The organism is Ignavigranum ruoffiae, assembly GCF_900110675.1.
Taxonomy (GTDB): Bacteria; Bacillota; Bacilli; order Lactobacillales; family Aerococcaceae; genus Ignavigranum; species Ignavigranum ruoffiae.
The window spans coordinates 1-11993 of sequence record NZ_FOEN01000012.1; the positions used below are offsets into that span (position 1 = coordinate 1).

The following is an 11993-nucleotide window of genomic DNA, read 5'->3' on the forward strand; positions in this document are numbered from 1 at the left end:
TGATTTCATTGTCTTCGGGCTGTTAGCTCAGTTGGTAGAGCAACGGACTCTTAATCCGTGGGTCGCGGGTTCGATCCCCTCACAGCCCATTTTTACATTTTTTAGCTATCAAAAAGCTTTAGAAATATTGATAATAAAGGGTTCTATAGTCAATCAATAAAATTTGAATCTAGAATGTCTCCCGAAAAACGGGAGACTTCTCGGGAGACTTTTACCCCCTACAGACGAATGGAAAGGACTAGCATAGGCTGGTCTATTTTTTATGCAAAAAGCCCAATCTTAAGAGATTAGGGCTTGTCTAATGGTTCTTAGCAAGGTTTTGGCAAGGTATCAAGGTTGTATCAGGGATATTTATTTCGCTAAACGAATATATATATAAATAACTCTTTCAATAAGCTTATACAACCGCTTCTACATAATAATATTCGTCTACATCGTCTGATAATACAAAGTTAATCGTTAATATCTCCGGATATTTATTTGAATACTGTTCAACGGTGGTATAGTCCGTTTCTTCAATAGCTTTAAGCCGGTCAGTCATGCTTTTAATTTGGTTTCTTAGTGGTACAAGACCTATCTGTTTTTTCATCATTGTTTAGTGGTATAAAGACCCCTGGTCGTTCTCCGTAACGAATCGATCCGATTGGAATGCCATACTTGATACTTAGCTCGTTAATTAAGGCATTGGCTTGTCTGAAATCAATATTTAAAGTATTGGCTATGTAGCTTAAAGGTTTTACGTTATTCATTCCTTTAGGTAAAATTCCTAACATTCTTTTGTGCATGCTTGGCATATTTTTTAACATAAATATCTACCCCTTTATTCTTGAATTGTTGGAAAATGTTGGGAGAAAGAACACTAACATTTAATATTGAATACTTTATTCTTTCCCCTGGTCTTTGTATAAGACATAACTATAATTTGGTGTTCTGTATTTATGAATTGATTGGCCTAATTGGCGGATTCCAATTTCATCGTACATAGTTTCATATTCTTTAAAACGTTTATCGATAGCTTTTCTGTGAGTTTTTTCCGCTTCTTGTAAAGCCTTGCGCGCCTTAATAACTTTATCGGCCGATTTTGAAACATCTTCATGTTCATAAATTTGTGTATCAGAATCTTTTCTAGTCAAGTTATCAATCATATTTAAACCAACACGCTTCTTGTCTTCAAATTTTCTTTTTTCGTCTACGAGTACACTATTAGCGTTTTCTATATACGATTATAAATCATTAATTTGTGCCACTCGGTCGAAATCATAATCTTTTTGTTGCGCTTCTTTTAAATTGTTTAGTTCTTGCTTTTTAGAATTAAGTTTTGACTCAAACTTTTCTATTTTCTCTTTTTCTGAAACTAATTCATGAATGATTGTTTCCATTTCTTTGTTTGGTTTCATTTTTATACCTCTTTTAATTAATGTAGTCATAAGGGTTCGTTTTTGCTTCTTTTTCTCGTTTAATAATATCTAGATATGATTGTCTAGTTGCATCGTAATTATTTTTTAATTCTTTTAACGTACTATTCGCTTGTTCAAGTTCATACTCTGTGATATCAAGTTCATTATTTTGATCTTCATAAATAATATTTAAAGCTTCAATTTTGATTTCTAATTCCATAATCTCTTCTAGTAATTGTTTTTCGTTCATATTTATTCTCCTATTCCGTCTAAAATATCTGTGATTGCTTTAAATGACTCACTTTTTTCATTGTTTCAGTGTTTTTGATTTTTTCTTCTTCGGCTTCAATTTTTCCCTTAAGGTTAGCAATTTCAATATCAATTGCATCTATAGCTGCTTTTCTAGTAAGAATTAATTCTAATCTTGTACCATAGATCTTTTCTTTGGTCTCATTATATTTTTTCTATAATTCATCACGTTTTTTGTTACAATTCCATCAAAAAAGATTACTAATGATCTAAGGCATCTATTTAACCCCTCAAATTGAATAATATTGAAGAGTATTGCAATATTTTTAATATAATCTTTAGGTTGTTAATTTAAGTTATTATTAATTCTGCACAATTGAAGATAACAAAAAAACTACTAACTAAATTATTTAAAAGTCAGCAGCAATATAATTGTAAATTTTAATTTCCATGATAGTTATATATAATGCTTTTATAATTGTCGATCTCCTAGCAAAAAAACTTGACTTTATACAGTTTAAAATGTTTAATATAATATGATTAAAAAATTAAGGAAGAGAAAAAATGATAATTGAAACTGAAAAAATTGAAAAATTATTAAAAAGCGAAATTACTAGCTATCAAATTAGTAAAGCTACAGGGATTGCAACACAATCATTAGATAATTATCGTATTTATGATAGTAAAATTGAAAACATGCGATTAGGAATAGCTAATAAGTTATGTAAATATTATGATAGCATAGAAAAAGAACTCAACATCAAATAGGTTGTGTTTTCAAATGTTTAGAGTGAAGATTTTAAATATTAATTTAGTATTGTTTCCATATCAAAACTAAAAAGAAATTTACCTAAAACTATTTGACCATCTTGTAGTTCGTCTATTAGATAAATATTATTTTCAGGAGTTTCCTTATAAAAATCTGAATATCCATCAAACTCATTTTCATAAATAATCATCTTATCATCCTAATTATTCAATTATTTCTAAAGGCAATTATTATTTAATATAACTGCAACTTTTTTAATTTATAGCATTATTTAAATTATGCATCTCGCTTTTGTTTTCTTATAAGGATATTGGTCTTTTATTGAAAAAAATCTGTATCTAATAATCTTGATGATTTAATCATCAAGTAATTTAATGTGATATTGATATTTTATAGCAAACTTCATCATATTTATCTAGCCACAACTTTTATATCGATGTGATGATTTTTAATAGCGTAGCGTAGTATCAATTTCAAAATTTGAGAAAAAATATTTTTGCAGAATTTGTTTTATTATAACCAATTTACAAACTAAATAATATCAGTGTTTAATGGTAATATTTAGCTTTTTTTCAAGATATTCTTTTCCCATTAGATCCATTTTTTGACTCCTTTTTTGTGATATGTATTGGCGCAAGAAAATATGTGCAGTACGGCGTGAAGTCCCGAGCAACCAACGGTGGGGGTGGTATGCCCCCCTCTATATGGTTTGCTTATTTGTAATATATAAAATTGCCGCTTTAAATTAAATTTATAGAGCGGCAATAATTTTTATTTTTTTATTATAATTAACATATCTATGTTTGCCTTATCCTCTGCTATCAGTGAACTATCAGCGACCGGTTAGCACGGCATGAAGATTTAAAAGATAGCAAACAAGAAACACATGGTTTTATTGCTTAAATTATCATAGTTATAACTTGATATATTCTTAATGAATTACAACATATTATAATTTATTTTCATATGATTCTAATAGTGTTATCTAATAAAAATGTTATATGTGCCAAGTACCTTTGCCTAAAAATGAATGCTAGGCGTTTATCACGCGTATGAATAGTATATACAGGTCTAGATAATTAATAAGGGGTATGTTTTTTTATGCCATCATTATAAAAATTATAGCAGGTATAATATTTAGGTAATTTCTCATGTGTTAAATCAATTGAACCATTATTATAATTGAATGGGTGTTTTACTTTCACAAAATCTATTCGACAAACCTTTCTATTTAATAAATACAGTAGGTCATTAGATTTTTTATATACTTCTAAAGATTCATCAGATAATTTCTTTATTTCAGATAAAAGATTTTCTAGTTTACTCGAAAGTTTATCTTGTTCATCAATAAACTGATCAGAAATTTTTTTATAATATTGTCTATGTTGTTCTTTAGTAATCATTGGTTCTTGGGTTAATTTATTAATTTTTTTAGAATATAATTCTAAAGAATTCTGTGAAAATGAAAGTTCTGTTTTCACTTTGTTATATCCTTCAACATCAGTTTCCTTTTCGCGTTCAGTCAATTCAAACGTTAATTGATTGATTTTATCTTTTAGATATTTTACATATTTTTGATATTTAGCAAGATCTTGAGATTGTTTGATAATAATTGTATTTAATTCCTCTTCGATTTTCTTAAATTTTTCCATTTTATTTCTCCTTTATTTAAATAATCCTAATAAATTTTTATATGCTTCTTTCTCTTGTTTTTCATCATCCGTCAATAAATTATTCTCTTTTAAAATTTTATCCTTCAACTGTTGCTCCATTTTTTTCTTTTCTTTTTCTATTTTTTGGATTGCATTTCTTTTTTTTTCATTTTCGATTTGATCACTTAGTTTTTTAAATATCTTTGAATAGTATTCATTTTCTTTTCTTATCTGTTCCTCTTCACTTTTACGCTGCTTATGGGCAAAGTCCTCTATAGCTTGTTCTCGTTTTTTAGCTTCAATTGAAAGGGTTACAGTATCCAATCGGCCATCATCGTTTAATAAATTTTCTAATCTTTTAGCGTTATAAACTTCTCTTTCTATTTCATTCATTGCTAAATATTTTTCATATTCTTCTAAAGCTTTTTTTCGTTCAGGATCTGTTTCGTATATTTCTAACATTATGCATTCCTCTTTCTATTATTTTTTAACCCATTTATACCAATTTGCTCTAACTTTATATTTCTTCTTATCGTTATCATTAATTTTTATTTCTTCTAGTATTTCGAATGAAACTAGTTCTCTATCAATGTCTAGCAGCCTCAAAGATGTTTCCAATAAATTTTCAAAAGTACATACATTCTCTATTGTTCTCCATTCTTGTTTTTTATATTTTTTCATTTCATTCTCAAACATTTTTTTGCATAGTGATTCAAAAGACTTACGCATTAATGAATAAGCCTGATTATTTGTAATAGATAATATTTCGCAGGCACTTTTTTGAGATAAAACCTTACCATTTAGATATCTAATATTTATGTAATTTTCTTGATCTGGCGGTATATCTTTTAAAGCTACAAGCATTTTTTTGGCATATTCTAAATATTTAGATTTAGTTTTTGTTTTATCATTTAAAGCATTAGCACAACGTTTCATAACTGACGAATTCATTACAAATTCTACTTGCGGTTTTAGTTCATCTGTTCGAAATATAGCTGTCAAGACTCCCTGCCTCCAAATGATAAATCTATTTTTAAAATAACTTTGTTTCATCAGGTATAGAATAACGTTCTATTAATCAATTTTATGCGATCAAGTTACATTCTATATCACTGATTTATAAGTCTTTTTACATTACTAAGTGATTGATTCTAACTTGTTTAATTCATATCACCCGAAAACATATGCAACATAATAGATACTTAACATTAAATATCAGTCTTTCAATTCGCTACAAGATTTTTTGGAAATATGTTCTAACGCCTTTATTTTGGCTTTTAAACCTTAACCATGGCAATGTTTTCCTTAGTGATAGAGTACGTTATATTCACCCCCTAGGCTTAATTTCCGCGCATAGCTGTATAGTCAAAAGGGAATACCTCGAATAATGCAATGCTATCTAAATCTGATAGGCTATAGCATCTATCAGCCTTATAGCGGTGGCGATTAGATAGATTGTTTTAACTATTAGCACTATTAACGGTTGCTATCCATTCTGATTCTGTAAAAATATCTCCGTTCTTGTTATCTCCGATAAGCACACGTAAAGGGGATAGGTCTATACCGCATTGCTTGGCGTATGTACTTGCTAGAAACAAATCATTATTCCTTTCAGTCGATTGACCGTTAATAATACGTTGGTAAGCCTGTTTTCCTAATCCTTTAGCTTGACCCCTGGTCTTGAAATGTGAGAAATCATAGGTAGGCATGGCGTTAAATACGGAATACTTTTCTAAAATGTTTTGCTCTTGATTGCAAAAAATTTCTTCTTCTAAATCCCCCTCATACAAAATTGGTTCAGCCATGTTTGCGATCTGATAAATACCTTTAGTTGTCACACTACCACCTAGCACAAAGAAATTATTATAGTGTGCTTTAATATCAACGCCTGGTAAGTAGTTAATATTCTGCCGATATTCAATGTCTAGGCGTTTTTTGAAGATGATATGCTTTCCACCGCTTGGTGTCTTCTGAACGAGTGTCCGCTTTGCATTTTGCAACAATTCATCATAGTAAGGGCTCGTCATCAATGAAATAAACCCATTAGAATTATGAATATCAATATCGATACACCACACGCCCCTAGTCAATAGGCCAAGGGCTTGGACTGAATTGTATTTGTAAAAATTCGAGTCTATGAAATTCTTATCAATCTCAATATCTTTAAAACGTAAGGCAGGTTTTTTTTCTTTATTCAATGGAATTGTTTGATAATTATCTTCAATCAATCTATAAGCCATTTCGCAAGCGTGCAATCTGTTACACCTCTGTTCTGATCTGTTTCATTCTGATTTTTGGCTCACTAACCCTTAAATCAGCACCCTATAAGAGACTTTGAAAAAATTTTTTAAGAATGTTGATATATCAACGTTTGTATTTTAAAGTTAAAGATGACTATAGCAATAAGCGTTAGAAACGATAGTTGTTATATTATCAACTATATAAGCGATTGTTTAAGAGCGAGGTAAACGCTAGCTAACTTAATAGCGTTTTTTAGATTAAAGTTAGGATTTTCATTCTAACTCTTATTCTAGAGTTAGAAAAACCTCACAAAACCTCATAATTCTGATACAGTTTAAATATAACAGATTGATACAGTTTAACTTGTATCATCATGTTCTAAACGCTCTAACATACTTACAGATAGCTTAAAAAGTTTCTTGTCTCCGATTTTATGCACCCTAAAATTTTTCCCGTCTAACCATTTCTGTTTATTTATCGAGACACCTACTTTTTTCATATCGTTTTTAGCCTCCTTATATCTTAGTGATCCATAATCTTCTTGAATGGCTTGGGTGAGTATTTCATCTTTAGCTAGAATAAAACCTAATCTTTCGATAGTAAGAAGCATAATGCGTTGTGTCTCGGTAAAATCTTCTGCGCTTGCGTAATTCTTGATTGTGGCGTCTGCGAATTTGAAAGCACCGCCAATTTCTTTTAAGTAATTCAAGCTGTTCAATAAGAACGCTAATGAAGCTGTTTGAGATAACTCGCCCCCTGGTCGAATGAATTCCCAATATGGTTTAAAGAATGCATGTCGTTGTTGCTCTGTTTCGCCTGGTGGACGGTCTTTAAAGGCAATTTTAACGGTTCGTGATACATTCGCTGTTATCTGTCCAATATCCACCGATTCATTAGTATCTAAGACTAAAACAGATTCATTTTTGAATGTGGTTGCGTTGTGTCCGAGTGATCTACCGGTTATTATTTCGCCGGTAGCAATCTTTCTTAGTACGCGCATTGATTTATCATCAATCGCGCCACTTTCGTTCGCATGGGCAATATCTACACCTTTAAAGCTTAACCAAGCGTTTTCTGTTGAAGCTCCTATATTGTTGATTAACGCGTCCATATTAACCGGATTAACCTTGAAAATACTGTGGAATGATAAAATTACTAGACCTTTTCCGGTTCTTCCAAAATCTTTCATTAAAAACCATTTTTCAGCCGGAATGAGGTTCATTTTACGTAGAAGAATATAAGCATGGATAAGCTTTAAGTTGTTGTTACTTTCTTTATCGTTAGCTATGCTATCTATAATCTGATTTGCCATAGCTACGTTAATCTCTTCAATCTCACAATCAAAGTAATTGAATAACAGCTCATTCTGCCCTGGTGCTTTATTGGATAGTTCTAATGATTTACAATCAAATATCCAATCCTTTCCGCCAATAAGGTAGGGGAGTATCTTACAATCATGTCTTTCTTTGATATACAAGCTATACACCTCTAGCATGACTGATAGAAAATCATCAATGTATAACTTTGCGTTTCGTGGCGTTGGATAATAATCTAACCAAGTATCTTCATCTAACACGGTGTAGCTATGGTTATTAACATAAACAAATTGACCTAATTGATTTGAATAAATTACTTTTTGTGAAACTAGATCAATGATAAATCTGGCATAGTTATTGAAAAATGATTCTTTATAATGTTGCGTCTCATTTTCGTTCTTATCTTTTTTGGTGTATAGCATGCCATAGAATGCGCCGGTTTGTTTTGGCTCGATAATATAAGAAATAGGTACGTCCTCATATATTTCGGCTTCCAAAAACTTTTTAACATACGCATTTCCAATGTTTTCAGTGATTTGATAAGGGCTTTTAATGTCTGAAAAGTGGATATAATTAAGTATGTCCTTAATAGTGGCTAAGTTCTTAGTTTGAGTTACATTATCTATCTGTGACTTGATTACTGATAATTCTTGATCTAAATAAACTGAATCGAATTCATTACTCAATCACATTGCCCCCATCGCTGTCAGTAAGGCTTAATAGATCACCGCCAATATCATCAATGACCCTCATAATGTAATCGTTTAAATCAAATTGAATTCCTAAAAAGCGTTCAGTATTAATCTTTTTGAAATAAATATCATCTTGAATCGCAAGCAGGTCGATTTGTAACTGATAGGAGTCGATTAATAGATAAATATCAGATAGCTTTTTTCCAAAGTCTTTGAGTTGTTCAATCGTAATTTTTTCACCGTCAGTCGTTAATAAATAATTATCGTTCATTTTTTGTTTCCCTTCCGTTTGTTCCTAAAATAATTTCATCTAACAAGCTAATAGCGGTATTGGTCTGATTATTTAATATTTTTTCTAAGTCATTTTCAGTTTCAAAATTATTAGATAAAACTAATTTAAAAATATCTAGTAATAATAAACGGTTCAAAAATATAAAAATATTTATTTTATCAATTAGTCTTTTTTTGTTATTATCATTCATTATTTTGCTCCTCTTTTTATCTTTCTTTAAAATCAAATCAATACAAATTACAATAATTTAATAATTGTAGATTTATATCTTTTTTATCTTATGTCCAAAAATTCGTCTAAGGTAATTCCTTTAATAATTAGTTTGTTTTCCATGTTAATTCATTCCTTTTTCTGGTATTATTAAAGGGAATAGGATAGTTAAGCGTCTGTCAACGTTATCTATTCCCTGGCTTGAGTAATTGCTGTTACTTAAGCCTTTTTCTTTTGTTCTAAAATATGACGTTAATAGCTTTAAATAAGGGAAAAAGCAACACTACAATAGTTTGTGTTAATAGATACACTCTTAACCAATCTTCAAATTCTAGGGATCTAATTCCGTTAAATATTTTCCGCATTGATAACTCCTTTTTAATCGTCTAAATTGTAGGGAAATGTCGGCAAATAATCTTCTTTCTGATCGCCTGTAGGGGTGGCTTATTCTTTGTGTTGTGTCATAAAGTCATACAAATCTTCTTTTGAAACATAGTGCTTATTATCAATCTTGATAATCTTCAAACCTTTTTCATCGTGCCATTTCATTAAGGTATTCTTACTAACATTCAGATATTTGCAAAGCTCTTGTATAGTGAGGTAGTCCCTGGTAATACCAAAGTCTCTATAAGCACCCTCAAGGATTTCTTTAGCAAATTCCCTTAACTCGCCATATACTAATGTTTTGGCTTCTTGGCTCAACATTTCCAATCTAATCACCTCACAATCTGAAAATAATAGAAATACGTTTTTCAACTATCGGCACTTACTGACCAAAAAAAATATCATCGATTGTAATTTCCTCAAAAAGTTTAGAAACCATGTTTTTAAAAAGAATCTTCTCTTTATCCGCAAAGGGTACAATGCCTCTTTCTTTTCTAGAATAGGATTGGATAGAAATATTAAATATTTTTGCCATATCAGCTTGAGTGTACCCTAAAAATTTTCTATACCTAGCAATCTTGTTCATGTTACTACACCTCCTTTCAACTATCGGCACAATTTGATTATAAGCAATAAATTTAAAGATTGCAACTAAAACTTTCAACTTTTGCAACTAAATGTTATAATTTATCACAATGGAGGTGTAAAATTGGAAATAAATAAAAAAGATTTAGGTAAACGAATTATGGGAATCCGTTTAGATTTAGGATTGTATATGCAGGAATTTGCTGATGAAATTAAAAAGCATACGCCAACTTTAAGCCCTGGCAAAAGCAATGTCTCAAGGTGGGAACGTGGAGAGAATATTCCTAACGATCTTACATTAAAAGCTATTGCTGATTTAGGAAATCTTTCCTTGGATCAATTAAAATACGGTTATCATCATGATTCTATTAGAGATTTTGTATATGAGGTAATTTATTCATATATTGGTGACGAGGGTGGTGTAATTAACAATTTAAAAGTCGAGGAATATTTAAATAAATATAATAACTTATTCGAAAATTCGGATATTGATTATGACTATATAAAAAAAGATTTAAAACAAGCATGGAAATTCATTAACATGCAAGGAGTATCGATCGAATTAACTGAATTGATTAAGAAATATGTTTTAGTTTTAGAAGAATTTAAAAGGGAACAAGTTCCTATTAGAAATGCTTGGATAAACGGAAATACTGAATTAGCGGAGAAAAAATACGCTGAAAGTCTTAAAAAAGTACAAAAATTTTATAATTCGCTATCGAGTGACGAAAAAGAGTATATAGACAATTATTTTAAAGATAACAAAGATAAAAAATAAATCGTCCAAAACTTTTTTTACTTTAATTAATACCTATGCTTAATCTTCTTTCTAATCGCCTGTAGGGGGCAAAGAAAGGAAAGTATAGCATGGCAACGTACAAGGAATATAAGACCTCTAAGGGTACATTTTGGCAAGTTAGGGGCTATTTAGGCATTGATACGCTCACAGGATTGGAAGCAAGAATAAACAAAAAAGGCTTTAAAACAAAAAAAGCAGCCCAACGGGCATACCGTCAGGCTGTAGTAGACTTTGAACAAGGCACTCAAAGAAATAAATATATGAATTTAACTTATTTACAAGTTTATCATGAATGGTTAGAAGCTTACAAGAATACAGTCCGGGAAAGTACTCTAAAATCTCGTATGAAGCTTTTTGAATTAAACATTCTTCCTATTTTTGGAAAGATGCGCATCAAAATGATCTCGGGCATTCATTTACAAGACGCTATCAATAAATGGCACAAGCAATTCTCAACTTATAAGCGGGTCTATAATCTATGCATAAAGGTATTAGACTTTGCTCAAAAACGGGGTTACATTCAAAAAAACCCAAGCTATCAAGTCATTATACCCACAAATAAGGTTACTTATGACTTTGAGAAACAAAAACATGGCAAACAATATTATTCCAAAGATGAGTTAAAACAACTCATGTCCGCATTAGAGACCATGAAGACTAAAAAATGGCTCTGTTTCTTCCGTATCTTAGCTTTTGGCGGTCTTAGACGTGGGGAGGCCTTAGCCCTTACCTATGGAGATATCGACTTTAAAAACGGGTTAATTCGCATTAATAAGACTCTTTCCCAAGGTCATAATAATAGGCTTAAAGTCGAATTACCGAAAGACGGCAATCCTCGCACAGTTTCCATAGATCCAATTACTTTGAACATTATCAAAGAATGGCGGTTAGAACAACGAAAGAATCTAATTGGCTTTGGATATAATGCAATGAGTAATGAACAACTATTATTTAGCAAATATAAAAATAATACCTGGTTAGACCCGTCCGCACCTAGGAATGCATTGGTTAGGGTATGTGAAGCACACGGCTTAGAATTAATAAAGATACATGGCTTTAGGCATACGCATGTAACGTTGTTAATGGAAGCGGGCATACCATATAAAGATATAATGGATCGCATGGGACATAGTGAATTAGATGTAACAAAAATCTATACTCATATAACCAAAGACGCCTTGGATAATACCGCTCAAAAATTCGCAAAATATGTTAATTTTTAGCTATTCGGGAGACTTCTCGGGAGACTTTCGATATTTACAATCTGCAATCTTGCATGAAACCTATGTTATCAAGGTTTACAGGGTATAGGGGGTTCGATCCCCTCACAGCCCATTTTTATATCGTCTTCGATATTATCTTTCGCAGATAATATCGAAGACGTTTTTTGTTTATCAGTGTTGTTAA

Annotated in this window: 18 protein-coding genes and 1 tRNA gene; 4 read left to right on the forward strand and 15 right to left on the reverse strand. The window is 30.9% G+C overall.

Annotation, left to right across the window (positions count from 1 at the left end; genetic code table 11):
- Positions 1–16 precede the first annotated feature (16 nt).
- A tRNA-Lys gene (locus BMX34_RS08320) sits at positions 17–89 on the forward strand.
- Between the two features lie 308 nt (positions 90–397).
- Here the strand turns inward: BMX34_RS08320 and BMX34_RS09760 are convergent.
- The 5 genes from BMX34_RS09760 to BMX34_RS08335 all read right to left on the reverse strand — a co-directional run bounded on the left by BMX34_RS09760 (position 398) and on the right by BMX34_RS08335 (position 1647).
- Positions 398–541, reverse strand: a complete 144-nt coding sequence (locus BMX34_RS09760) for a hypothetical protein (protein WP_159428902.1) — start codon at positions 539–541, stop codon at positions 398–400.
- Between the two features lie 4 nt (positions 542–545).
- Positions 546–806, reverse strand: coding sequence for a hypothetical protein (locus tag BMX34_RS08325; protein WP_092572573.1), 261 nt, complete (start codon positions 804–806; stop codon positions 546–548).
- Between the two features lie 75 nt (positions 807–881).
- A complete protein-coding gene (locus tag BMX34_RS08330; protein WP_092572574.1) occupies positions 882–1145 on the reverse strand; it encodes a hypothetical protein in 264 nt (87 codons plus the stop codon).
- Positions 1146–1223: 78 nt separating this feature from the next.
- Positions 1224–1397, reverse strand: a complete 174-nt coding sequence (locus tag BMX34_RS09765; protein ID WP_159428903.1) for a hypothetical protein — start codon at positions 1395–1397, stop codon at positions 1224–1226.
- A gap of 13 nt (positions 1398–1410) precedes the next feature.
- Entirely contained in the window at positions 1411–1647 is a 237-nt protein-coding gene (locus BMX34_RS08335) for a hypothetical protein (protein WP_092572575.1), read from the reverse strand.
- A gap of 563 nt (positions 1648–2210) precedes the next feature.
- Here BMX34_RS08335 and BMX34_RS08340 point away from each other — a divergent pair.
- Positions 2211–2414 carry a helix-turn-helix domain-containing protein gene (locus BMX34_RS08340; protein WP_092572576.1) on the forward strand — a complete coding sequence of 68 codons (204 nt, stop codon included), beginning with the start codon at positions 2211–2213 and terminating at the stop codon, positions 2412–2414.
- A 38-nt stretch (positions 2415–2452) separates the two neighbouring features.
- Here BMX34_RS08340 and BMX34_RS09770 read toward each other — a convergent pair whose 3' ends face one another.
- The 10 genes from BMX34_RS09770 to BMX34_RS08385 form a co-directional block, all read right to left on the reverse strand.
- A complete protein-coding gene (locus BMX34_RS09770; protein ID WP_159428904.1) occupies positions 2453–2605 on the reverse strand; it encodes a hypothetical protein in 153 nt (50 codons plus the stop codon).
- Between the two features lie 889 nt (positions 2606–3494).
- On the reverse strand, positions 3495–4067 hold the full coding sequence (locus BMX34_RS08345; RefSeq protein ID WP_092572577.1) for a hypothetical protein: 573 nt from the start codon (positions 4065–4067) through the stop codon (positions 3495–3497).
- A 12-nt stretch (positions 4068–4079) separates the two neighbouring features.
- Positions 4080–4529 (reverse strand): hypothetical protein, encoded by a 450-nt coding sequence (locus BMX34_RS08350; RefSeq protein ID WP_092572578.1) that lies wholly within the window; start codon positions 4527–4529, stop codon positions 4080–4082.
- A gap of 18 nt (positions 4530–4547) precedes the next feature.
- Positions 4548–5069, reverse strand: coding sequence for a hypothetical protein (locus tag BMX34_RS08355; RefSeq protein WP_092572579.1), 522 nt, complete (start codon positions 5067–5069; stop codon positions 4548–4550).
- Between the two features lie 458 nt (positions 5070–5527).
- Positions 5528–6322: a bifunctional DNA primase/polymerase gene (locus BMX34_RS08360; protein WP_234971707.1), complete on the reverse strand. Its 795-nt coding sequence runs from the start codon at positions 6320–6322 to the stop codon at positions 5528–5530.
- A gap of 344 nt (positions 6323–6666) precedes the next feature.
- Positions 6667–8310, reverse strand: a complete 1644-nt coding sequence (locus tag BMX34_RS08365) for a hypothetical protein (RefSeq protein ID WP_092572580.1) — start codon at positions 8308–8310, stop codon at positions 6667–6669.
- Positions 8303–8587 carry a hypothetical protein gene (locus BMX34_RS08370; RefSeq protein WP_092572581.1) on the reverse strand — a complete coding sequence of 95 codons (285 nt, stop codon included), beginning with the start codon at positions 8585–8587 and terminating at the stop codon, positions 8303–8305. Before BMX34_RS08370 ends, BMX34_RS08365 begins: the two co-directional genes overlap by 8 nt.
- On the reverse strand, positions 8577–8798 hold the full coding sequence (locus BMX34_RS08375) for a hypothetical protein (RefSeq protein ID WP_092572582.1): 222 nt from the start codon (positions 8796–8798) through the stop codon (positions 8577–8579). Before BMX34_RS08375 ends, BMX34_RS08370 begins: the two co-directional genes overlap by 11 nt.
- 464 nt (positions 8799–9262) lie before the next feature.
- Positions 9263–9523 (reverse strand): helix-turn-helix domain-containing protein, encoded by a 261-nt coding sequence (locus tag BMX34_RS08380; protein WP_234971709.1) that lies wholly within the window; start codon positions 9521–9523, stop codon positions 9263–9265.
- Positions 9524–9584: 61 nt separating this feature from the next.
- Complete coding sequence (locus BMX34_RS08385; RefSeq protein ID WP_092572584.1) at positions 9585–9788, reverse strand: helix-turn-helix transcriptional regulator; 204 nt, start codon at positions 9786–9788, stop codon at positions 9585–9587.
- A gap of 123 nt (positions 9789–9911) precedes the next feature.
- On the opposite strand from BMX34_RS08385, the gene BMX34_RS08390 reads away from it, so the two are divergent.
- Complete coding sequence (locus tag BMX34_RS08390) at positions 9912–10565, forward strand: helix-turn-helix domain-containing protein (RefSeq protein ID WP_092572585.1); 654 nt, start codon at positions 9912–9914, stop codon at positions 10563–10565.
- An 89-nt stretch (positions 10566–10654) separates the two neighbouring features.
- A complete protein-coding gene (locus BMX34_RS08395; protein WP_092572586.1) occupies positions 10655–11809 on the forward strand; it encodes a tyrosine-type recombinase/integrase in 1155 nt (384 codons plus the stop codon).
- Positions 11810–11993: the final 184 nt, after the last annotated feature.